The 20,568-nt window shown below is 68.5% G+C and carries 24 protein-coding genes; 9 read left to right on the forward strand and 15 right to left on the reverse strand.

Annotation, left to right across the window (positions count from 1 at the left end; all coding sequences use genetic code 11):
- Positions 1-8 precede the first annotated feature (8 nt).
- From V5F59_RS20545 to V5F59_RS20555, 3 genes are all read right to left on the reverse strand, one after another.
- The gene (locus V5F59_RS20545; RefSeq protein WP_393982653.1) at positions 9-455 is read right to left on the reverse strand and encodes an RrF2 family transcriptional regulator; all 447 of its coding nucleotides are present in this window, start codon (positions 453-455) and stop codon (positions 9-11) included.
- 84 nt (positions 456-539) lie between these two features.
- Positions 540-1,172: a septation protein A gene (locus V5F59_RS20550; RefSeq protein ID WP_393982654.1), complete on the reverse strand. Its 633-nt coding sequence runs from the start codon at positions 1,170-1,172 to the stop codon at positions 540-542.
- 148 nt (positions 1,173-1,320) lie between these two features.
- Positions 1,321-1,995, reverse strand: a complete 675-nt coding sequence (locus V5F59_RS20555) for a biosynthetic peptidoglycan transglycosylase (protein WP_393982655.1) — start codon at positions 1,993-1,995, stop codon at positions 1,321-1,323.
- A 154-nt stretch (positions 1,996-2,149) separates the two neighbouring features.
- Between V5F59_RS20555 and V5F59_RS20560 the strand changes: the two genes are divergently transcribed.
- Together V5F59_RS20560 and V5F59_RS20565 are read left to right on the forward strand one after the other, a co-directional pair.
- Positions 2,150-3,076 carry a polyprenyl synthetase family protein gene (locus V5F59_RS20560; RefSeq protein ID WP_393982656.1) on the forward strand — a complete coding sequence of 309 codons (927 nt, stop codon included), beginning with the start codon at positions 2,150-2,152 and terminating at the stop codon, positions 3,074-3,076.
- Between the two features lie 131 nt (positions 3,077-3,207).
- Positions 3,208-4,539, forward strand: a complete 1,332-nt coding sequence (locus V5F59_RS20565) for a flavin monoamine oxidase family protein (RefSeq protein WP_393982657.1) — start codon at positions 3,208-3,210, stop codon at positions 4,537-4,539.
- 155 nt (positions 4,540-4,694) lie between these two features.
- Here V5F59_RS20565 and phoB read toward each other — a convergent pair whose 3' ends face one another.
- The 7 genes from phoB to V5F59_RS20600 all read right to left on the reverse strand — a co-directional run bounded on the left by phoB (position 4,695) and on the right by V5F59_RS20600 (position 11,769).
- Positions 4,695-5,396, reverse strand: coding sequence for a phosphate regulon transcriptional regulator PhoB (phoB, locus tag V5F59_RS20570; protein ID WP_203194853.1), 702 nt, complete (start codon positions 5,394-5,396; stop codon positions 4,695-4,697).
- Positions 5,397-5,434: 38 nt separating this feature from the next.
- The gene (phoU, locus tag V5F59_RS20575) at positions 5,435-6,163 is read right to left on the reverse strand and encodes a phosphate signaling complex protein PhoU (protein ID WP_393982658.1); all 729 of its coding nucleotides are present in this window, start codon (positions 6,161-6,163) and stop codon (positions 5,435-5,437) included.
- A 20-nt stretch (positions 6,164-6,183) separates the two neighbouring features.
- Entirely contained in the window at positions 6,184-7,008 is an 825-nt protein-coding gene (pstB, locus tag V5F59_RS20580; protein ID WP_393982659.1) for a phosphate ABC transporter ATP-binding protein PstB, read from the reverse strand.
- Positions 7,009-7,062: 54 nt separating this feature from the next.
- A complete protein-coding gene (pstA, locus tag V5F59_RS20585; protein ID WP_393982660.1) occupies positions 7,063-7,896 on the reverse strand; it encodes a phosphate ABC transporter permease PstA in 834 nt (277 codons plus the stop codon).
- A gap of 18 nt (positions 7,897-7,914) precedes the next feature.
- Positions 7,915-8,892, reverse strand: a complete 978-nt coding sequence (pstC, locus tag V5F59_RS20590; protein ID WP_393982661.1) for a phosphate ABC transporter permease subunit PstC — start codon at positions 8,890-8,892, stop codon at positions 7,915-7,917.
- A 183-nt stretch (positions 8,893-9,075) separates the two neighbouring features.
- Positions 9,076-10,116: a phosphate ABC transporter substrate-binding protein PstS gene (gene pstS, locus V5F59_RS20595; protein WP_393982662.1), complete on the reverse strand. Its 1,041-nt coding sequence runs from the start codon at positions 10,114-10,116 to the stop codon at positions 9,076-9,078.
- A 123-nt stretch (positions 10,117-10,239) separates the two neighbouring features.
- Positions 10,240-11,769 carry an ATP-binding protein gene (locus V5F59_RS20600; protein ID WP_393982663.1) on the reverse strand — a complete coding sequence of 510 codons (1,530 nt, stop codon included), beginning with the start codon at positions 11,767-11,769 and terminating at the stop codon, positions 10,240-10,242.
- 433 nt (positions 11,770-12,202) lie between these two features.
- On the opposite strand from V5F59_RS20600, the gene V5F59_RS20605 reads away from it, so the two are divergent.
- Positions 12,203-12,880 carry a hypothetical protein gene (locus V5F59_RS20605; RefSeq protein WP_509211120.1) on the forward strand — a complete coding sequence of 226 codons (678 nt, stop codon included), beginning with the start codon at positions 12,203-12,205 and terminating at the stop codon, positions 12,878-12,880.
- A 36-nt stretch (positions 12,881-12,916) separates the two neighbouring features.
- Here V5F59_RS20605 and V5F59_RS20610 read toward each other — a convergent pair whose 3' ends face one another.
- A complete protein-coding gene (locus V5F59_RS20610; RefSeq protein WP_393982665.1) occupies positions 12,917-13,738 on the reverse strand; it encodes an exodeoxyribonuclease III in 822 nt (273 codons plus the stop codon).
- Between the two features lie 74 nt (positions 13,739-13,812).
- Entirely contained in the window at positions 13,813-15,000 is a 1,188-nt protein-coding gene (locus V5F59_RS20615) for a type I restriction endonuclease (RefSeq protein WP_393982666.1), read from the reverse strand.
- 176 nt (positions 15,001-15,176) lie between these two features.
- Between V5F59_RS20615 and V5F59_RS20620 the strand changes: the two genes are divergently transcribed.
- Together V5F59_RS20620 and V5F59_RS20625 are read left to right on the forward strand one after the other, a co-directional pair.
- Entirely contained in the window at positions 15,177-15,419 is a 243-nt protein-coding gene (locus tag V5F59_RS20620) for a hypothetical protein (protein ID WP_393982667.1), read from the forward strand.
- Positions 15,416-15,649 carry a type II toxin-antitoxin system HicB family antitoxin gene (locus V5F59_RS20625; protein ID WP_393982668.1) on the forward strand — a complete coding sequence of 78 codons (234 nt, stop codon included), beginning with the start codon at positions 15,416-15,418 and terminating at the stop codon, positions 15,647-15,649. Before V5F59_RS20620 ends, V5F59_RS20625 begins: the two co-directional genes overlap by 4 nt.
- A 28-nt stretch (positions 15,650-15,677) precedes the next feature.
- Here V5F59_RS20625 and V5F59_RS20630 read toward each other — a convergent pair whose 3' ends face one another.
- A complete protein-coding gene (locus V5F59_RS20630) occupies positions 15,678-16,022 on the reverse strand; it encodes a hypothetical protein (protein ID WP_393982669.1) in 345 nt (114 codons plus the stop codon).
- An 86-nt stretch (positions 16,023-16,108) separates the two neighbouring features.
- Here V5F59_RS20630 and V5F59_RS20635 point away from each other — a divergent pair, with 86 nt between their 5' ends.
- From V5F59_RS20635 to V5F59_RS20650, 4 genes are all read left to right on the forward strand, one after another.
- Positions 16,109-16,561 carry a hypothetical protein gene (locus tag V5F59_RS20635; protein ID WP_393982670.1) on the forward strand — a complete coding sequence of 151 codons (453 nt, stop codon included), beginning with the start codon at positions 16,109-16,111 and terminating at the stop codon, positions 16,559-16,561.
- Positions 16,562-16,646: 85 nt separating this feature from the next.
- Entirely contained in the window at positions 16,647-17,117 is a 471-nt protein-coding gene (locus tag V5F59_RS20640; RefSeq protein ID WP_393982671.1) for an SRPBCC family protein, read from the forward strand.
- 100 nt (positions 17,118-17,217) lie between these two features.
- Positions 17,218-17,436 carry a hypothetical protein gene (locus V5F59_RS20645; protein WP_393982672.1) on the forward strand — a complete coding sequence of 73 codons (219 nt, stop codon included), beginning with the start codon at positions 17,218-17,220 and terminating at the stop codon, positions 17,434-17,436.
- Positions 17,437-17,515: 79 nt separating this feature from the next.
- Positions 17,516-18,241: a TetR/AcrR family transcriptional regulator gene (locus tag V5F59_RS20650; protein ID WP_393982673.1), complete on the forward strand. Its 726-nt coding sequence runs from the start codon at positions 17,516-17,518 to the stop codon at positions 18,239-18,241.
- 9 nt (positions 18,242-18,250) lie between these two features.
- On the opposite strand, the gene V5F59_RS20655 is transcribed toward V5F59_RS20650, so the two are convergent.
- Entirely contained in the window at positions 18,251-19,270 is a 1,020-nt protein-coding gene (locus tag V5F59_RS20655) for a phosphotransferase family protein (RefSeq protein ID WP_393982674.1), read from the reverse strand.
- A complete protein-coding gene (locus tag V5F59_RS20660) occupies positions 19,267-20,484 on the reverse strand; it encodes an acyl-CoA dehydrogenase family protein (RefSeq protein WP_393982675.1) in 1,218 nt (405 codons plus the stop codon). The genes V5F59_RS20655 and V5F59_RS20660 overlap by 4 nt, the downstream gene beginning before the upstream one ends.
- Positions 20,485-20,568 lie beyond the last annotated feature (84 nt).

Here is a 20,568-nt window from a genome sequence, read left to right on the forward strand (position 1 = left end):
AAACGCCCTCAGATGTAGTCGACGAAGGAGGTGAGCTGCTCCTGGGAGAGGTCGCGCATCTGCGCCAGGGTGTAGGTATCGAGCACGGTGCCCATGGCATCGCGCACGCGCACCATCAGCAGGCGCACCTCGCAGGTGGTGACGTCGCAATCCTCGCACGGCTCGTAGGCATTGCGGCTAGCGCAGGGGAAGGGCGCCAGCGGCCCGTCCAGCGCGCGGATCATCTCGCCCACCACGATGTCCTCTGGCGCCTTGGCGAGACGGTAGCCGCCGAGCTTGCCCTTCTTGGAGGACAGGAAGCCGGCGTTGCGCAGCTCACCCAGGATGACGTCCAGGAACTTCTTGGGGATGTTGTTGGCCTCGGCGATGTCCGCCACCTGCGTGGAGGCGCCCGGCGGCAGGCGCGCCAGGTGCACCACCGCCTTGAGACCGTATTTTCCTTTTTTCGTCAGCATTCTGCGCCCTCTTTCGGGCTTATGCGGAGGAGACGGGCCGCCGTCAACCGGAAGTTTCGCACGGGCAGGAGGCGCCCCCGCGCCTCAGTTCGGTTCCGGGGCGTCCTTCAGCTCGTGGCGGGACATGAGGGGCGCCTGCGCGACGGCAAAGGCGAAGGTGATGGGCAGATAGCCGAAGGTCTTGAACATCACCCAGGTGTCGGTGGACACGGAGCGCCACACCACCTCGTTCAACACCGCCATCACCAGGAAGAACAGCCCCCAGCGGATGGTGAGCTGGCGCCACCCCTCGTCGGTGAGATTCACCATGCCGTCGAGCACATAGGGCATGAGCGGCTTCTTGAACGCCAGCCCGCCCAGGAGCAGCGCCCCGAACAGGGCATTCACCATGGTGGGCTTCAGCTTGATGAAATGGTCATCCTGCAACCACAGCGTGAGGGACCCGAACACCATCACCACCAGCGCCGAGACCAAAGGCATCACCGCGATGCGCCGCGCCAGCACCCACATGGCGCCGAGGGCCAGCAGGGTCGCCACCATGAACACGCCCGTCGCCATATAGATGCCGCCGCGGGCATTGGCCGCGAAGAACAGCACCAGCGGACCGACCTCGAGGCCGATCTTCAGCCAGGGGTTCATCTTCGGCCGGGCGGGAGCCTCGGGGCCGGCAGCCGGAGCACTCTCGGGCTGGGGACCTGACGTCTTGGAACCTGTCATCTCGGGCATCGGGCGGGCCGGCTGGGAGGAAAGGGGCATCCGGCATGGCACCGGCTTTGCCGCCCATGTGGCCATTGTCGGCGGCACAATCAAGGCCTTATCACAGGGTGCCGCTGCGTTTTGGCCGAGATCCGGCCCCTGGAAGCGTTCATGGGCGCATTGGACCAAGGCACGAGACCAGCTCCGGCCCCTCCCGGGGCACCCGCGCCTGCAACCGGGAGGCGAGCCGCTCGACGCCCGGCGAGGGGTTCCCGGCATCGCGCCTCAGCGGGTTGGGCAGCATCACCGCCAGCAGCGCCGCCTGCCGCGCATTCACCATGGACGCCGGGATGCCGAACGCGCGCCGGGCCCCCGCATCCACCCCGAACTCCCCGTTCGGGCCCCATTCGGCGATGTTGAGATAGATCTCGATCAGCCGCCGCTTGCTCACCACCAGGTCCAGCCAGACCGCCAGGGGGATCTCGATGGCCTTGCGGATGAAGGAGCGGCCCGGCCACAGGAACAGGTTCTTGGCGACCTGCATGGGGATGGTGGAGGCCCCGCGCGTGTCCTCCAGCTCGTCGGCCTTGTCCAAAGCGGCGCGCATCTCGGCGAAGTCGACGCCCCAATGATGGCAGAAGCTCGCATCCTCGGAGGCGATCACCGTGCGCACCAGCGCCGCCGGCATCTGCTCGATGGGCAGCCAGATGCGCTCCACCCGCTCCCCCGTGGCCCAGCGCGCCAGCATGAGGGTCGAGGCCGGATCGACCATGTTGTAGAGGATGGAGAGCCCCATCGGGACGGCGGCGAGCAGGATCAGGATACGCAGCGCCAGTTGAGCCATCCAGGGTTCTCCCTTCCTTCGCCGTCTGCCGGCCCGTTCGGGCGGCTTCGGCTTGACCTTGCCCCTTCGTTGGGGCACGCGGTGGCCGCCGTCAACGGCGCGCCCGGCCCGGGCGTTCCCCCGCTTTGCCCCTCCTGACGCACGAAGGCCTGACGTGACCCTCTCCCTCAAGGACCGGCTCGACGCCTCCGCCACCCTCACCGAAGCCCGCCTCGCCGCCGCCCTCTCCGGCACGCCGGAGGCCGGGGAGCGGCTGCGGCCGGAGCGGCTGATGGCGGCCATGCGCCACGGCACCCTCGCCGGGGGCAAGCGCCTGCGCCCGTTCCTGGTGATCGAGAGCGCCGCGCTGTTCGGCGTTCCGGCGGCGCAGGCGGTGACCGCCGCCGCCGCCGTCGAGTGCATCCATTGCTATTCCCTCGTCCACGACGACCTGCCGGCCATGGACGACGACGACCTGCGCCGCGGCCGGCCCACCGTGCACAAGGCCTATGACGAGGCCACCGCCATCCTCGTGGGCGACGCCCTCAACACCCTCGCCTTCGACCTCCTCGCCGGGGAGGACACCCATCCCGACCCCAAGGTGCGCATCGCCCTCGTCCGGGCGCTGGCCCGGGCGGCGGGGGTCGGCGGCATGGTGGGGGGCCAGATGCTGGACCTCGCCGCCGAAGGCCGCTTCTCGGACGGCACGCCCCTTCCCCTCTCGGAAGACGCCATCCGCGACCTCCAGGCCATGAAAACCGGCGCCCTGCTCGCCGTCTCGGTGGAGGCGGGGGCCATTCTGGGCGGGGCGGATGCGAGCGAGCGCGCAGCGCTGCTCGCCTATGGCCGGGCGCTGGGCGCGGCCTTCCAGATCGCCGACGACATCCTGGATGTGGAAGGCACCGCCGAGGAGGTGGGCAAGAAGGTGGGCAAGGATGCCGCCGCCGGCAAGGGTACCCTCGTCTCCCGCCTCGGCCTCGACGCCGCCCGCGCGCTGCTCGCCCGCCTGGTGGAGGACGCCGCCGCGGCGCTTTCGCCCTTCGGCGCCCGGGGCGCGGCGCTGAAGGAGGCCGCCCGCTTCGTCGCCGACCGCCGGAGCTGAGGTGGCTGCCTCCACCGGCCGGGCGATCGACCTCTCGGCCGAGGCCCGCCGCGGGGCTGCTCCGCGCACCCTCGCCCGCCGGCATCGCCCGTGCTAGCTTCCCGCCCGTGACCGACCTTCTCGGACAGCAGATGAACCGCCGAAAACTGCTCGCCCGCGGCGCCGCGCTCGCCGCAGTGCCGTTCGCGGGCCCCTATGCGGCGCTCGGACAGGGCGCGGAAGCGGACGTCATCATCATCGGCGCCGGCGCCGCCGGCATCGCCGCGGCGCGCAAGGTGGCCGAAGCCGGCCGCCGCTACACCCTCATCGAGGCCTCCGGCCGGGTGGGCGGACGCGCCCTCACCGACACCGCCATCTTCGGCGTGCCCTTCGACATGGGCGCCCACTGGATCCACATGCCGGGCGCCCATCCGCTCTCGGCCTTCGGCCGGGCGGCGGGCCTCGACGTCTACCGCGCGCCGGACGGCGGCCGGCTCTACCTCAAGGGCAAGGAAGCCGCCGATTCGGACTATGAGGCCTTCATCGGCGCCGTCCGCCGGGCGGAGCGGGCCATCGTCGCCGCCGGCGACGTGGGGCGCGACCTGCCCGCCGCCCGCGTGCTGCCGGACCTCGGCCCGTGGGGACCGAGCGCCGAGTTCGTGGTGGGCCCGTTCTCCTGCGCCAAGGACATCGACCAGATCTCCACCGTGGATTTCGCCCGGTCGGAAGAGAAGGACATGGACGATTTCTGCCGGCAGGGGTTCGGCACGCTGGTGGCGAAGCTGGCCGAGCCGCTCACCGTGCGGCTGGACACCGTGGCGCGCTCCGTGGACATCGGCGGGCGGCTCGTCTCCGTCTCCACCAATCGCGGCACGATCCAGGGCCGCGTCATCATCCTCGCCGTGCCGCCCAGCATCATCGCCGCCGGCGTGCTCCGCATCCAGCCGGGCCTCGGCCAGCGCTACCGGACCGCGGTGGAGCGCATCACCCTCGGCGCCTACGACCACATCGCCTTCGAGCTGCCCCACAACCCGCTGGGACTGAAGGAAGACGAGCTGATCTATTTCAAGGCGGACGGCCCCCGGGCCTATGGCCTTCTCGCCCGCATCAACGGCGGTAGCCTCTACAGCCTCGAGGTGGCCGGCACCGTCGCGCGCGACCTCGCGGAGGGGCCTGCGGACGGGAGCCGCGCCTTTCTCAAGGAAGCCCTGACCCACGAGTTCGGCGCCGACATCGCCAGCCGGGTCGGCAAGGTCCACGCCACGCGCTGGACAAAGGAGCCCTGGGCGCTCGGCGCCTTCTCCTGCGCTCTGCCCGGGGCCGGCAACATGCGCCGCGCCTTCACCGAGGTGGTATCGGGCCGGCTGCTGTTCGCCGGTGAACACGCCCACGAGACCCTCTGGGGCACGGTGGGCGGCGCCTGGCTGTCCGGCGAGCGCGCCGCCAAGCAGGCCCTCGCCATCCTGGCCGGGCGGGCGGGATAGCAACACCGGAAGACGCGGGGCGGACGGTTCGGGAGAACGTGCGCCGCCCCATCCCCGCGCGGCCGTCAGCCTCGCCGGCGCGTCCCATGATGAGGCCAGCACCAGCCGCCACCAGCCGCTCCGCCGCGCGCCGGAGAAGCGCCCACGCCCGGCCCTCAATGGGCGCGGGCGAACATCTCGTTGAAGGAATAGCCGGCGCCGCGCACCGTGCGGATGGGATCGGACTGGCGGCCGCGGTTGATGGCCTTGCGCAGGCGGCCCACGTGCACGTCCACGGTGCGCTCGTCGATATAGACGTCCTGACCCCACACCCCGTCGAGCAGCTGCTCGCGGGAGAAGACGCGGCCGGGGCTCTGCATCAGGAATTCCAGCAGGCGGAACTCGGTGGGGCCGAGGTGCACCTCGCGGCCCGCGCGATGCACCCGATGGGTCTCGCGGTCGAGCTCGATGTCGCCGGCCCGCAGCAGGGTGGCCACATGCTCCGGCTTCGCCCGGCGCAGCAGGGCGCGCACGCGGGCCAGCAGCTCGGGCACCGAGAAGGGCTTCACCACATAGTCGTCCGCGCCGGTGGCGAGGCCGCGCACGCGCTCGGTCTCCTCGCCGCGGGCGGTGAGCATGATCACCGGCAGCCGCTCGGTCTCCGGGCGGGTGCGCAGGCGCCGGCACAGCTCGATGCCGGAGAGGCCCGGCAGCATCCAGTCGAGGATGACGAGATCGGGCACGCTCTCGCGCAGACGCGTCTCCGCCTCGTCGCCGCGGCCGACGCTTTCGACCCCATAGCCCTCCGACTCCAGATTGTAGCGGAGCAGGAGGGTCAGGGGTTCCTCATCCTCGACGATCAGAATACGCGCCGGCACTGTCTTTCACCCATCTCTCGACAAGGTCCGCCCAAAGCTCAGCTCTGAACGGTACGGCCCGGGAACGCCAGGGTGGTCTCGCTGGAGACGTCCGCCTTGGGGCGGCTCTCCGGCAGGTTCTGGCCGGTGACCATGTAGTAGACGATCTCCGCGATATTGGTCGCGTGGTCGCCGATGCGCTCGATGTTCTTGGCGCAGAACAACAGGTGCGTGCACACGGAGATGTTGCGCGGATCCTCCATCATGTAGGTGAGGAGCTCGCGGAACAGGGAGGTGTACATGGTGTCGATGGCGCCGTCGCGGCCCCACACCTCCACCGCCTTGGCGTCGTTGCGGGCGGCATAGGCGTCGAGCACCTCCTTGAGCTGCTCCAGGACCAGCTCGGAGATGTGCTCCACGCCGCGCACCAGCTTGTGGGGATGGTACTCGCCCTCGATGGCGATCACCCGCTTGCCCACGTTCTTGGCGAGGTCGCCGATGCGCTCGAGATCGTTGGCGATGCGGATGGCGGCCACGATCTCGCGCAGGTCGTTGGCGACCGGCTGGCGCTTGGCGATGACGAGGATCGCGCGATCCTCGATCTCGCGCTGCATCTGGTCCACCGCGGCGTCCTGCACCACCACCTTCTGGGCGAGGGCGCCGTCGCGCTTGATGAGGGAAGTGACGGAATCCGCGACGAGCCGCTCCGCGTGCCCGCCCATTTCCACCACCTTGCGGCCGATTTCCTTCAGTTCCACGTCGAAGGAGGCGACGATATGCTCCGGCATCTCAGGTGTCCTTCAATCCGTCAGCCGAAGCGGCCGGTGATGTAGTCGCGCGTCTTGATCTCCTTCGGGTTGGTGAAGATCACGTCCGAAGGCGCCACCTCGATCAGCTCGCCGAGGTAGAAGAAGGCGGTGATGTCCGCGCAGCGCGCCGCCTGCTGCATGTTGTGGGTCACGATGACGATGGTGAAGTCCTGCTTCAGCTCGTCGATCAGGTCCTCGATCTTCGAGGTGGAGATGGGGTCGAGCGCCGAGGTGGGCTCGTCCAGCAGGATCACCTCGGGGCGCACCGCGATGGTGCGGGCGATGCACAGGCGCTGCTGCTGGCCGCCGGACATGCCGAGTGCCGAGGTGTGCAGGCGGTCCTTGGTCTCGTCCCAGATGGCGGCCTTGCGCAGGCACCACTCCACCCGCTCGTCCATCTGCGCCTTGGAGAGCCGCTCGTGCAGCTTCACGCCGAAGGCGATGTTGTCATAGATGGACATGGGGAAGGGCGTGGGCTTCTGGAACACCATGCCGATGCGCGTGCGCACGATGGTGGGGTCGAGTTCCTTGCCGACGATGTTCACGCCGTCGAACAGCACCCCGCCCTCGGCCCGCTGGCCGGGGTAGAGGTCGTACATGCGGTTGAACACGCGCAGCAGCGTGGACTTGCCGCAGCCCGACGGGCCGATCATGGCGGTCACGCGCTTCTCGGGAACCTCGAAGTTGATGTTCCGCAGCGCATGGTTGCTGCCGTAGTAGAAATGCAGGTTCTCCACCTTGATCTTGGCCGGGGCGGCCGGCGCGTCGGGCCGGGCGGAGACCGACGAGGCGATGTTGAAGGTGGGATCGACGGCTGAAGTCATCTCGGGCCTCGCTTCGGAGGATGAATGCGGGAGAGGGTTCGGCGGCGGCGGGGCCTAGTGGCCCCGCGCCAGGAACAGTCGGGACGCCACGTTGAGCACGAGCACGCCCACGGTGATGATGAGCGCGCCGGCCCAGGCCAGGGAGACCCAGTCGTCGAACGGGCTGCCCGCATACTGGTAGATGGCGATGGGCAGGCTCGCCATGGGCTTCGACAGGTCGGTGGACCAGCCGTTGTTGCCCAGCGAGGTGAACAGCAGGGGCGCGGTCTCGCCGGCCGCGCGGGCGATGGCGAGCAGCACGCCCGTGACGATGCCGGCCCGGGCCGCCCGCCAGGTGATGAACATCACCACCTTCCACTGGGGCGCGCCGAGGGCGAAGGCGGCCTCGCGCAGGCCCACGGGGACGAGGTTCAGCATGTCCTCGGTGGTGCGCACCACCACCGGGATCACCAGGATGGCCAGCGCCAGCGCCCCGGCCCAACCGGAGAAGCCGCCGAACGGCACCACCAGCAGGGAGTAGATGAACAGGCCGACCAGGATGGACGGGGCCGAGAGCAGGATGTCGTTCACGAAGCGGGCGGCGGCGCCGATCTTCGTGCCCTTGCCGTTCTCGGCGAGGAAGGTGCCGCAGAAGATGCCGATGGGACCGCCGATGGCCATGGCGATGGCGATCTGGATCAGCGAGCCGACGATGGCATTGAGCAGGCCACCGCCCTGTCCCGGCGGCTTGGTGATCTGGGTGAAGACGTTGAGCCCCAGCGCCGGCAGGCCGCGGGAGAGCAGGGTCCACAGGATCCAGGCGAGCAGGAAGATCGCGAGCACGGCGAAGCCGGTCGAGATCGCCTTGATGGTGGTGTCCTTGGCGCGACGCGCCGCAAGGGAGGCCATGGGTGCTGTCTCCTGCGATCAGTCGAGCCGCGAGCGCACGAGCGCGCGGGACAAGGCGAGGACGATGAACGAGATGACGAAGAGGATGAAGCCCAGCTGCAGCAGCGAGGTCAGCTTCAGCGAGCCGATGGGCGCCTCGGGGAACTCGTTGGCGATGGTGGAGGCGATGGTGGCGCCCGGCGCGAACAGGGAGGCGGACATGCGGGTCGCGTTGCCGATCACGAAGGTCACCGCCATGGTCTCGCCCAGGGCGCGGCCGAGGCCCAGCATGATGGCGCCCACCATGGCGGTCTTGCCGTAGGGCACCGACACGTTCTTGTAGACCTCATAGGTGGTGCAGCCGACGCCGTAGGCGGATTCCTTCAGCATGGTCGGCACCGATTCCAGCGTCTCCACGAACATGGCCGTGATGAAGGGCACGATCATCACCGCCAGGATGAGGCCGGCGGTGAACATGCCGGAGCCGAGCGGCGGGCCCGCGAACAGGGCGCCGATGAGCGGCAGGTTGCCGAAGATGTCGATGATCGGGGGCTGCACATAGGCCGCCATCAGCGGAACGATGACGAAGAAGCCCCACATGCCGTAGATGATGGAAGGCACCGCGGCCAGCAGCTGCACCGCCACGCCGATGGGCCGCTTCAGCGGCTGGGGCGCGATCTCGGTGAGGAAGAAGGCGATGCCGAAGGACAGGGGCAGCGCCACCACCACGGCGATGATCGCCGAGAACAGCGTGCCGTAGATCATCACCAGCGCGCCGAAATTCTCGGTCACCGGGTTCCAGGCGGGCGACCAGATGAAGTCGAGCCCGAAGTGCTGGAGCGCGGGCAGGCCGCCCTTGAACAGCTCGGCAATGATGAGGCCGAGCAGGATGAGGACGAAGATGCCGCTCGCCCACAGGAGGCCGACGAAGATCGGATCGGCAAGCCTGCCGGTCGCCTTCGCCTTGCTGATGGGCTGGGCCGAGCCAGACCGCATGCTGTCCACCGTCGCGTCCATCGGATGCCTGTCCCCCCGAACGCCGCATCGAGCGCGGCCTAAAACTGATGAAGCGCGCCGTCCTCCGGCGCCGGAAAAGGGTGCCGGCGCCCCTTCGCGCCGGCGGAGAAGGCGGGACGCCCGTGGGCATCCCGCCCTGCTCCGGCACCGCCCTCATGGAAGGGCGATGCCGGATGGCGGGGATCAGAGGACGGGCTTGCCGTCCGGACCCTTGATCTCGCTCTTGAAGGCAGCCTCGATCTGCTTCACCACGCTCTCGGGGAGCGGGATGTAGTGCAGGCCTTCGGCGATCTCGGCGCCTTCCTTGGTGTAGGCCCAGGAGAAGAACTTCATCACCTCGCGGGAGGGCTCGACGTTCTTCGGATCCTTCGGGAGAAGGATGTAGGTGGGGCTCACGATCGGCCAGGCCTCGGCGGAGGGGGTGTCGATCATGGAGGCGGCGAAGTCCTTCGCATTCGCCCAGTCGGCGGCGGCGGCGGCAGCCTGGAAGCCGGACACCTCCGGGCTGACGAACTTGCCGGCCTTGTTCTGCAGCTGGGTCACCACCAGCTTGTTGGCGGCGGCGTAGATGAACTCCACGTAGCCGAGGCCACCCTTGGTGTTCTTCACGGTGCCGGTCACGCCCTCGTTGCCCTTGGCGCCCGCGCCGGTGGGCCACTGGACGGAGGTGGCGGAGCCGACCTTGGACTTCCACTCGGCGCTCACGGCCGAAAGGTAGCCGGTGAAGATGGCGGTGGTGCCCGAGGAGTCAGACCGGTAGACCGGAACGATCGCCTGCGCCGGCAGCTTCACGCCGGGGTTCAGGTCGGCGATGGCCTTGTCGTCCCACTTGGTGATCTTGCCGAGGTAGATGTCGGCGAGCACCGGGCCGGTCAGCTTCAGCTGGTTGGTGGTGATGCCGTCGAGATTGACGGTCGCGACCACCGAGCCGATCACGGTCGGGAACTGGAGCAGGTTGTTGGCGGCGAGCTTCTCGCTGGCGACGGTGGCGTCGGAAGCACCGAAATCGACCGTGCGGTTGATGATCTGGTTCTGACCACCACCCGAGCCGATCGACTGGTAGTTCAGCGTGTTGCCCGTCTTCTCCTTATACTTCGCACCCCACGACTGATAGACGGGGGCGGGGAAGGACGCCCCGGCGCCGGTGAAATCGACGGCTTGGGCGCTGCCAGCGAACAGCGTGCCGGCCACGGCGATCACGCCGAGAGCGGTGGTGAGCTTCACGGTATCTCTCCTTGCCAAATTGGTCGCTGCCGGACGGCCATGGGCCGGGCAACGTTGGGCTCGGGACTCTTAAGCCCCTCGCGCCAAGGTTCTATGACGACTGAATGACAACAGAATGACGGTCTATACTGTTGCCTTCTCTACACTTTTTCCGCGCTCGGGCGAAGCGTCCATGCGCACTGTAAAAGTTGCCCCCTGGCCGAGCACGCTCTCCACCCCGAGCCGCCCGCGATGGCGCGCCACGATGTGCTTGACGATGGCGAGACCCAGCCCCGTACCGCCCTGCTCCCGGCTTGCCGCAACGTCCACCCGGTAGAAGCGCTCGGTGAGGCGCGGCAGGTGCTCCGGGGCGATGCCCGGGCCGAAGTCGCGCACGCTCACCACCGTGGCCTGGCCCTCGCGGGCGAGGCGGATTTCCACGCTCTTGCCGTCCGCGCCGTATTTCAGCGCATTCTCCACCAGGTTCTCGAACAGTCGAATCAACTCATCGCGGTCGCCCAGAACCTCCAGGCGCTCCGCCTCCTTGATCTGCTCCAGGGCGACGCCCCGGTCCCGCGCAATGGGGGAGAGGGTGTCGCACACATGGGCGAGGATGGAGGCGAGGTCCACCGGCGTCTGCGGGCGCACGTGGGCGTTGAGCTCGATGCGCGAGAGCGACAAGAGGTCGTCGATCAGACGCGACATGCGCCGCGCCTGCGCCGCCATGATCGTGAGGAAGCGCTCGCGGGCGGGCGTATCGTTGCGGGCCGGGCCCTGCAGCGTCTCGATGAAGCCGGACAGGGAGGCGAGCGGCGTGCGCAGCTCGTGGCTCGCATTGGCCACGAAGTCGGCCCGCATCTGCTCCACCCGCCGCTGCTGGGTGAGGTCGCGGAAGGTGAGCAGCACCGCGTCCGGCCCCTCCTCGCCCTTGCGCCCGGCGGAATCGAGCCGGAGCGGCACCACATGGGCCTCCAGCCAGCGATCCAGGGGGATGCGCTCGGCGAATTCCACCCGCCGGGGAATGCCGTCCGCTGCCGCGGCGCGCACCGCATCCAGGACCTCCGGCACGCGCACCACGAAGGAGAGGGGATCGCCCACCTTGGTGGGGCCGATGGCCAAGGCGACACGCTCGTTGGCCATCATGATCTCGCCGTGCGCCGTCAGCAGCAGGGCCGGCTCCGGCAGGGCCGCCACCACCGCGGCAGCCTGGCTGTCCCGCCGCTCGGGCTTCGGCGCCGCCGGTGCCGGGCTCGGCACGGCTGGTGCCGGAGCCGGGCGGGAATCCGCCGGCACGGACAGATAGAGAGCCACCCCAACCCCGGCCAGCACCGCGGCGAGCACAGGATGGATCGCCCCGGAGAACAGACCCGCGCCGAGGGCGAGGGCGGCCACCGCGAGACCCGGAAGCAGCCGGTGCCGGAGCACGGCCACGCGCCCGGTGACCACATCCCCGGCCTCGCTGGCCAAGGCAGCCGGGGGCACCACGGCAGCGGGCGCGGAAACGGCCGGGTCCGGCGCGGCGGGCGCCGCCACCGGCGCCGGCGGCGCGCCCTCATCCGAAAAGATCATCTCCGGCACGACAGGGGGCTGCGTGACGGCGGGCCCGGCCATGGTGTGCTCCGCGACGGTCTCCTGCACGATCACCTCCTGCGGCCGGGGCTGGCGTAGCTTCATGCTCGTTTTCCGGCCAGGCCCTGGCGCAGCCATCTCCCCGTTCCTCCCGCGACTCGCGGATTGTCCACCGCGTTCTGCCGATGCTGGCCTGCCTCGGCGAAAGCTTTACGACAGCTTTGCCCTGTCCTTGCGTCGCCGCGCCGCGGATCGACACCCGAAGCCGGTGCCAAGAACCTGCGCCCGAAGCGCTCGCCCCAAGCTTTGCCGCAAGCATTCTGCGGACGCGCCTGAATTCCCGCATATCCTATTTTTGCAACGGCAGCCAAACTCTGTTGGCGCCGGATCCACTCACTCTGGTTCGCCTCATGCTTTTCGGTGGGCGTGGTGAATCCGTCTCTCTTCCAAGATCTTGATGAGCGATTGACCGACAGCATGGGAACAGAATTCGGTTCCATGCTGTTGGATCGCGCTCTAAGAGAAGGGAGCGGAGGACTTGACCATGCGACAGCCGGAGGAGCGGAAGGCCAAGCACGGACGGGTGATGCGCGGTGCGGCGATGGTTGCCGGCGCGCTCCTGTGCGCGGGCCCCGCCCTGGCTGATCCCCTGCCGCTGCCGACCGTCGATTTCGCGCTCAAGGGCTCCCTGCGCCACGGCGGCACGCTGGATCTCGCCCACAGCCAGGGCAAGATGCGGGTGGAAATAACCCGCCCCAACGTGCCGGGTAGCGTCGTCGGCATTCTCGACCTCAAGGTCCGGCGCATGGTGATGCGCACGCCCAACCTCCCCAACATGGCGCTCGACGTGGAGCTGCCGCCCGAATTTGCCCTCGGCGCCGTCAGCGGCAATGGCACCCGGGTCGGCCCCGGAGCCCCGGTGGCCGGGGAGGCGTGCGAGCTCTGGATCACGGAGGCGCCCACCAGCGCACCGACGGGGGTGGTGCTGGGCCCCACCACGGCCTGCATCACGGCGGACGGCATCACCGTGCGCACCGAGGTGGAGCTGAACGGCAAGAAGCAGCAGCTGTTCGAGACCACCACCCTCACCCGCGGCCCGCAGGATCCCAAGCTCTTCCAGCTGCCGCCGGGGGTGCAGGTGGTGAAGCTGCCCAAGGGCAAGCTCGGCTCGGCCCTCGGCCTTGGCGTCCCGCCGCCCCCCGCCACCAAGCCCTGACAGGGGCCCTGTCCGGGTTGCCGGATCGCGCGCGCCTCAGCCGAAGGTGAGGGCCACGGGCACGTGGTCGGACGGCTTCTCCCAGCTGCGCGCATCCTTCAGCACCGTCATGGCGCCGGCGGAGGGGGCAAGGGTGCGGCTCGCCCACACGTGATCGAGCCGTCGGCCGCGGTCGTTCACCGTATGGTCCGGCGAGCGGTAGCTCCACCAGGTGAAGAGCTTTTCCTGTGGTGGCACGAAATTGCGCATCACGTCCACCCACGCGCCGGCCGCCTGGAGCGTCGTCAGCTTGTCCACCTCGATGGGGGTGTGGCTGACCACGGACAGCAGTTGCTTGTGGTTCCACACGTCGGTTTCGAGGGGGGCGATGTTGAGGTCCCCCACCAGCACGGCATGGCTGTCCGCATCCCCGGCGTCCCGCAGGAGCGGCGCCCACGCTGTCAGCTCGTCGAGGAACGCCAGCTTGTGGGCGAACTTGGGGTTCAGCTCCGGATCCGGGATGTCACCACCCGCCGGGACGTAGAAATTGTGCACGGTCAGCGGCTTGCCCAGCGCCGCCTCGGGCGCGAGGGTGACCGCGATGTGCCGGGCGTCGCCCTTGCCGCAGAAGTCGCCTTTCTCCACCTTCACGAAGGGCCGGCGCGAGAAGGTGGCGACCCCGTGCCAGCCCTTCTGGCCGTTCAGCGCGATATGGGGAAAGCCCATATCGCGGATGGCGTTGAGCGGGAACTTGTCGTCCTGGCACTTGGTTTCCTGGAGGCACAGGACGTCGGGCCGCAGTTGCTCCACCGCCGCGCGGACGATGTCGAGGCGGATGCGGACGGAATTGATGTTCCAGGTGCAGATGGTGAGGGGCAAGGCAATGGCAGGCTGAAAAGGAAGGACGCCAGAGCCTTACACCCCGCGCCGGAGCCGAGGCAAGGAGGAAGGACTCAGACGGTCTCCGCAGCCACGGTCGCAGTTGATGCCGTCCCGCCCTTGGCAATTGCAGCGACACGGGCCCGGAAGGCGGCAAGCAGCGGCGCATCGATCTCGGTGAGGGCCGCCACCACCACATCAGGCGGCGTAAGGCCACTCTCCTCCGGAAAGATGAAGCGGTAGCCGGCCTGGCCCTTGCCTTCAATGAACTCGAACAGGCGACCCTTGCGCTCCATCTTGTAGTAGACGACGAACTTACCCTGGTAATCACGGTAGTCCACCGCCGCGATCTCCGAGAACAGCGCATCTTCCCGCACCAGAAAGGCAAGCCGCTGCTGGGTCCAGCGGAACACCTCCATCTCCCGGTCGGTGGTGACGATTGCGTCCGCAACTGCCGGAGCAACAGGGGCCGGCGACGTATCGGCGGGGAGCTGGCTGGCAGCACTCTGGGGCTGGTCGGGCTTCGGCAAGTCGAGCCGGTGGAGGATCTGCCGGTTGATGAATTCGCGGAATGCGGCCTGAATCAGCGGCCGGTATTCATCCAGCGCCTTTTGAGAGATATGGCCGATGCCCGCCTTCTTCAGCAGCGGCCGAGCAAATTCCTCAGGGGGCTCGGCGAAGATGGTCGCCACCTGCGCTAGCACGGAATTGTAGATGTGCTTGCGCTTCGCCTCGGCTCCGATGTTCTCCGGGTCGAACTGCGCCTTGCTCAGGCTGTAGAGCCCCTCCAACGCGCTGTCATCCACCTTGCCCTTCGCGACCTCCCGAAGGTCGAAACGCAGGAAGGGATTGGCGTCCATCATGTTGGGTTCGTCAGAATCCGCATAGAATTCCCAGATAAGCCCATCAGTGAGGATACCCATCTTCACCGTCTTCGCGGCATTGAAGTAGCTGCGCAACTGGCCGCGATCGTCGCGCAGGCTTGGAGCGCCCACTGGCTTCGATTCGATGGCGATCACCGGCGCTTCCGCCTTGAAGATCGCGAAATCGACCCGGTTTTTGTACTTCTCCGAGAAGTCACAATGGTGTTCCGGAAACACCTCATTCGGATCCATGGGATCGTAGCCGAGGAAGGCGATCATCGGCACCACCAGGAACATCTTGGTGGATTCCTCATTGGCGCAGCGTGGCGCCGCAGTGGACGCGCGCTTGGCAAGATCGACCAGCCTGTCGCGAAATTCCGGAAGAACCGCAGCGTCCATCGTACCCCCCAAATGACGGGAGCATTTAGCGGCTCATACAATCATAAGTCCAGCACCCTAACGTCACTACCACCATGAACGCGGACCGCCCTGCCCAGCATTTCGGCTTGCCCATCCAGAAGGCAGGCCTACACTGAAGGCTTTCCATTCAGTGCTTTCTTTTCACGGATACTGTCATGCACAATAAGCGGCTCGAGGCCTTGCGCGCCAATCCGGGCGGGGAATGGAGGCCGGCGGACATCGAGATCACCGCCTCGCAATACGCCATGAAGTTCAGGAAGGTCACCGGCACCCACGTGGTGTTCACCCACCCCTCCGTGCCCGATTGCGTGGCCGTGCCGCTGAAGAAGAAGATCCGCTCCGTCCACGTGAAGGCGTTCGTCGCCATGGTGGACCGCATGGACGGGATCGCCCCATGACCGAGGCCGCCGCACCCGACCTTTCCGCATATCCCTGCGCCGTCGCCCCCATCCCTCCGGAGGAAGGCGGCGGCTTCGTCGCGAGCTTTCCCGACTTGCCCGGCTGCCACGGCGTCGGCGAGACGCCGGAGGAGGCCGTCGCGGACGGGCGGCTAGCCCTGTTCGCCTGCATCGACGCCCTCAAGGCCGCCGACCGCACGCCGCCCGCGCCCGGCTCGGCAAAGGCCTGAGGGCATGGGTGCGGGCCAGACTGCCGCCTCAGGCCTCCGGCCGGGCGCGCCCCGCGCGCTCCTCCAGGAAGGCGGAGACCGTATCAAGCAGACGGATGGCGCCCGGAAGCTGGGCATGGGCCTCGCCCTGCTCCGGCGTCTCGGGCTCCAGGGTCCGCCACCAGACGATGAAGCGACGGATCAGCGCCCGCCCCGGAATCTGCGCGAACGGCACGCCGGGGAACGCCTCCACGCCGAAGGCCGCCTCCACCCGGCGCAGGCATGCCTCCACATAAGCGGCATCCTCCCCATCGAGGGCGAACGGGCCTTCCGGCGCGCGCCGCTCCATGCGCACCTCGCTGAGCTCGGGAATGTAGTCGGTCTTCGCCACCATCCTGCCCTTCCGCGCGCCCTCCGGGTTCTGCGCCGGCCAGATCAAGCAGGATCGGTGCCAGCGCTCCGCCCACGCGGGCGCGCCACATGAAGGCGCCGGCCCCCTCCCCGGCCTCCGCGCCAGCCGAGTGCCTCGCCGTCCGAGCCGTGGCGGCGACGCCTTTGCCCCAAGGCTTCCGGGTGCTGGTGATGCGGGAGTTCTTGTCCGACGACGGCCCTTCCGCCTTTGCCGTCATCGAGCAGCAAGTGCTGCGCGCCCCGCCACGCCCGCTGCGGCACGGCCTCGCTTTCGCCCTCGCCTTCCGGCCGGAGGTGGTGGCGTGGCTGAGCTTTCACCTCGGCAAGCCGGCGGCGCGCGGGCCTCAGGGGGCCGCGGTGCGCAATCCCCTCTGGCCCGCGCTGGCGTGGGACAAGGCGCCGCGCACCTGGCCGGACGGCACCCGGACCATCGAGTGGAGCGCCGACATCCGTTTTCCCGCGGATGCGCCCCACCTCGCCTTCGCGCGGCAGTTCCATGGGGTGCTCGACGGGGCGGGCTGACACATCCGCAGGCCCGCTTCTTGCTTCACCTCATCCTGAATGCATTCCCGTGTCTTTCATTGATCGCCATTTGGGAGTTTCCCCCATGACGGACGTCGTCGAGACCCGCTCCATTGTCTCCGAGGCCGAGTTCGAGCACCCCGTGGAGCTCGTCTGGCGCGCCATGACCGATTCCGAATGGCTCGCCGTGTGGTTCTTTCCCAACGACATCCAGCCGCTGGAAGGGCACAAGTTCACCATCTGGGGCCGTCCCATCGAGCGATGGGACGGCGAGTTCCAGTGTCAGGTGAAGACCGCCATCCCCGAGCGCGAGCTGTCCTTCCGCTGGTCGGGCGGGCACGAGGAGCTGAAGGGCTTCGGCCACTATATCGACACGGTGGTCACCTGGACCCTCACGCCGACTCCCGGCGGCGGCACCCATTTCCGCTTCCAGCACGACGGCTTCGGCACCGAGGCAGCCAGTGACGGCGTGTTCGACGTGATGACCAAGGGCTCGCAGAGCGTGCTGCGCACCCTTGCCCGCCGCCTGCCGGACCTCATCGCGCACGGGGCCTGAAGTGACCGCCGAGTTATATGCCGCGGGAACCCCGCGGCTCCGGTTGCGTTGAGAAACCGGTAGCCATCCCGCGCCGGGCGCGATGCGAACGGAGACCGTAATGGGCCAGAGGCTTGATCCGACCGATCCTTTCTCGCTGCGCATCGTCATCGGCGAGGCGGAAACCCGCGCCTCCAGCGTGGAGGACGTGGTGAAGTTCCTGCGCGCGCAGGAGGCCGGCGATCTCGCCGATCTGCTCCTCGCCGTGCCGGCGGACGGCTCCCCGCAATCCCTCACCGATTTCTGCGCCCGCATGGAAGCCCTTTGCGCCATGGTCTGAGGTCGCCGCGCGGTCGGCCATGCTTGACTTTCCCTTCATCCCCCGCAGTCTTCGCAGCTTGCGAAGCAGGGGATGGACCTTGGGAGAGGACGCGCAGCCGGCGCCGAGTTCCGATCATGCGCTGGATGCGCCGTATTGCCTGGATGCGCCGCATCTGCTGGATGCCCTCGCCGCCCGCATCCACGCGCGCCACCGCGACATCATCAAGGTGCAGAAGCCCCATGTGGCGGCCGCCAACCTCGCCCGCATCCTCGATGCGGCGCTGACGCTGGGCAACAGCCATGGCTTCCACGCCATGACCCTGCGCCAGCTCGCGGCCGAATCCGGCCTCAGCATGGGGGCGCTCTATTCCTATCTCGACAACAAGGACACCCTCCTCCTGATGATCCTGGGAGAGGTGTCCCATGCGGTGGAGGAGGTTCTCGGCGCTCCGCCGGGGCACGTGCGCGCGGATCCCGCCCGGCATCTCGCCTGGCTGATCGCCCGGCACGTGGCCCTGTCCGAGGCCATGCAGCCGTGGTTCGTCTTCTCCTACATGGAGGCGAAGGCCTTTCCGCCCGCCGCCCGCCGGCAGGCGGTGGAAAGCGAGCGCCTCACCGAAGGCATGCTGGCCGACGTGGTGGCGGAAGGCGTGCGCCGGGGCGTCTTCGCCACCGACGATCCCCTATTCGCCGCCACCCTCATCAAGCCCCTGCTGCAGGACTGGTATGTGAAGCGCGGCAAGTATCGCGCCCGGGGCGTCGAGGCCAAGGACTATGCGGCCCGCGTGAATGCCTTCGTGCGGGCCGCGCTCGCCCCGCGCTGAGGCGTCGCCTCAGGTGAAGGCGGCCGCCCTTTTGGCGAAGGCCGCGGCGAGACGCCCGGTGTCGGCCGCACCCTCGGCCGCCGCATTGCCCGCCCTCGCCCGCGCGGCGATGCCCTCGAAAATCACCGCCCAGCGGAACAAGGCGAAGGCCATGTGGAAGTCCGTGAGCGCGCAGCCATGGGTGGCTGCGGCCTGATACTCGGCGACGAAGGCGTCGCGGGACGGAATGCCGAGCGCATCAAGGTCCAGCCCCTCGATGCCGCCATACTCGTCCGGCCGCGAGACCCAGGCCATGGCGCAATGGGCGAGGTCGGCCAGCGGATGGCCGAGGGTGGACAATTCCCAGTCCAGCACCGCCACCACCTCCGGACGGTCGGGGTGGAACATGAGGTTGCCGATCCGGTAGTCGCCATGGGCGATAGCGGTGGTGTCGTCCGCCGGCACATGGGCCGGCAGCCACGCCACGAGGCGGGCGATGTTGGCATCCTCGCGCGTCTTCGAGAGGTCCCATTGCCGCGTCCAGCGGGCGATCTGGCGGGCGAAGTAGTTTCCGGGCCGACCGAAGTCCGAAAGGCCCGCGGCGGCATAGTCCACGTTGTGGAGCGCCGCCAGCGTCCGCGCCATGGCGGCATACATGGCGCGCCGCTCCTGCGGTGGCACGCCCGGCAGGGTGCAGTCGTGGAAGACGCGCCCCTCCACCTTCTCCATCACGTAGAACAGCGTGCCGATGACGGACTTGTCCTCGCACAGGACCAGAGCCGGCGGCACCGGCACGGGGGTCTGCGCCAGCGCCCGCATGATACGGTATTCGCGGTCCACCGCATGGGCCGACGGCAGAAGCTCCCCCGGCGGCTGCTTGCGCAGCACGAGGAACCGATCGCCATAGGTGACGAAGAAGGTGGGGTTCGACTGCCCGCCCGAGATGGTCTGGAGATGCGGCGCGCCGGCAAGGCCCGGAATGCGGGCCCTCAGATAGGCGTCGAGCGCCGCAACATCGAAGCCGTAAGGCACCGTCCCGCCCGCGCTCATGGCGTCACCTCCGCCACCGGCCAGTTCCAGAAGCCGTCGCCTTCCTTGTCCAGGAAGCGGTTCAGAACCATCTCGTGCACCGCATCCGCGCCGTCCACGAGGCGGGCCTGGCGGGCGTAGCGGTAGATCCACTCCAGCACGGTGTCCTTGGAATAGCCGCGGGCGCCGTTGATCTGGATGGCGGTGTCCACCGCCAGATGCAGCGTGTTGGCCGCCTTGATCTTGGCCATGGAGACCTCCTTGCGGGCGAGGCCGCCGCGGTCGAGCTCGAAGGCCGCCTTCATGGTGAGCAGGCGGGCCACCTCGATCTCCAGGGCCACCCGGCCCAGCATGGTCTGCACGCTCTCGCGGTCCGCCAGGCGGATGCCGAAGCCCTCGCGGACCGCCGCATACTCCCGTGCGATGGCGACCGAACGCATGGCGAGGCCCAGCCAGCGCATGCAGTGGGTGAGACGCGCCGGGCCGAGGCGGATCTGCGTCACCTTCAGGCCCTTGCCCTCGCCCAAAAGCACATCCTCCGGCGGGATCTCCAGCCCATCGAACTCCAGCTCGCAATGTCCGCCATGCTCTTCCGGGCCCATGATGGGGATGCGACGGACGATGCGCCAGCCCGGCGCATCCTTGTGGAAGGCGAAGGCGGTGAGACCGGTGCGGGCATCATCCGAGGTGCGGGCGATGAGGATGAAGTGCTCGGCCTCCTCCGCGCCGGTGATGAACCATTTGCGGCCGTAGATGCGATAGCTGCCGTTCGGCTGCTTCTCGGCCCGGGTCATGATCATCGAAGGGTCGGAGCCGCCGCCGGGGTGGGGCTCGGTCATGACGAAGGCGGAGCGCACCGCCCCGGAGACGATGGGGGCGAGCCACTTGGCCTTCTGCTCCGGCGTGCCCACCGCCTCCAGCACCATCATGTTGCCGTCGTCGGGCGCGGCGGAATTGAACACCACCGGGCCGAAGATGGAGCGGTTCATCTCCGTGTAGCAGACCGCCATGCCCATGCGCCCGACGCCGAGGCCGCCATTTTCGGGCTTCAGCTGCAGGCACCACAGGCCCTGCGCCTTCGCCTTCTGCCGGAGACGCGCCAAGGGTTCGGCGGCGATGTTCTCGTGGGCGTCCCACGAGGCGCGGTCCGCCTCCACGGGCAGGATCTCCTGCGCCACGAAGCGGGCGATCCGCTGCCTCAGGTCCTCAAGCTCGGGAGAGATGGTGAAGTCCATGGGCGCCTCGCCGTCGTCGGATGGGGGAAGGTCAGAAAATTGAACGAGCGCTCGCTTTTTATTCTGGCGCATCTAATTCCGCAA

This window comes from Xanthobacter nonsaccharivorans (genome assembly GCF_043194755.2).
GTDB lineage: Bacteria > Pseudomonadota > Alphaproteobacteria > Rhizobiales > Xanthobacteraceae > Xanthobacter > Xanthobacter autotrophicus_G.

Bases quoted from the DNA above. Each gene is read 5' to 3' on its own strand.
- V5F59_RS20545 (WP_393982653.1), bottom strand. From the start codon at position 455: ATGCTGACGAAAAAAGGAAAATACGGTCTCAAGGCGGTGGTGCACCTG.
- V5F59_RS20550 (WP_393982654.1), bottom strand. From the start codon at position 1,172: ATGACAGGTTCCAAGACGTCAGGTCCCCAGCCCGAGAGTGCTCCGGCT.
- phoU (WP_393982658.1), bottom strand. From the start codon at position 6,163: ATGCCGGAGCATATCGTCGCCTCCTTCGACGTGGAACTGAAGGAAATC.
- V5F59_RS20645 (WP_393982672.1), top strand. From the start codon at position 17,218: ATGGGCCAGAGGCTTGATCCGACCGATCCTTTCTCGCTGCGCATCGTC.
- V5F59_RS20655 (WP_393982674.1), bottom strand. From the start codon at position 19,270: ATGAGCGCGGGCGGGACGGTGCCTTACGGCTTCGATGTTGCGGCGCTC.
- V5F59_RS20565 (WP_393982657.1), top strand. From the start codon at position 3,208: ATGAACCGCCGAAAACTGCTCGCCCGCGGCGCCGCGCTCGCCGCAGTG.
- V5F59_RS20620 (WP_393982667.1), top strand. From the start codon at position 15,177: ATGCACAATAAGCGGCTCGAGGCCTTGCGCGCCAATCCGGGCGGGGAA.
- pstB (WP_393982659.1), bottom strand. From the start codon at position 7,008: ATGACTTCAGCCGTCGATCCCACCTTCAACATCGCCTCGTCGGTCTCC.
- V5F59_RS20555 (WP_393982655.1), bottom strand. From the start codon at position 1,995: ATGGCTCAACTGGCGCTGCGTATCCTGATCCTGCTCGCCGCCGTCCCG.
- V5F59_RS20660 (WP_393982675.1), bottom strand. From the start codon at position 20,484: ATGGACTTCACCATCTCTCCCGAGCTTGAGGACCTGAGGCAGCGGATC.
- V5F59_RS20640 (WP_393982671.1), top strand. From the start codon at position 16,647: ATGACGGACGTCGTCGAGACCCGCTCCATTGTCTCCGAGGCCGAGTTC.
- V5F59_RS20635 (WP_393982670.1), top strand. From the start codon at position 16,109: ATGAAGGCGCCGGCCCCCTCCCCGGCCTCCGCGCCAGCCGAGTGCCTC.
- V5F59_RS20630 (WP_393982669.1), bottom strand. From the start codon at position 16,022: ATGGTGGCGAAGACCGACTACATTCCCGAGCTCAGCGAGGTGCGCATG.
- V5F59_RS20615 (WP_393982666.1), bottom strand. From the start codon at position 15,000: ATGGACGCTGCGGTTCTTCCGGAATTTCGCGACAGGCTGGTCGATCTT.
- pstC (WP_393982661.1), bottom strand. From the start codon at position 8,892: ATGGACGCGACGGTGGACAGCATGCGGTCTGGCTCGGCCCAGCCCATC.
- V5F59_RS20600 (WP_393982663.1), bottom strand. From the start codon at position 11,769: ATGAAGCTACGCCAGCCCCGGCCGCAGGAGGTGATCGTGCAGGAGACC.
- pstA (WP_393982660.1), bottom strand. From the start codon at position 7,896: ATGGCCTCCCTTGCGGCGCGTCGCGCCAAGGACACCACCATCAAGGCG.
- V5F59_RS20625 (WP_393982668.1), top strand. From the start codon at position 15,416: ATGACCGAGGCCGCCGCACCCGACCTTTCCGCATATCCCTGCGCCGTC.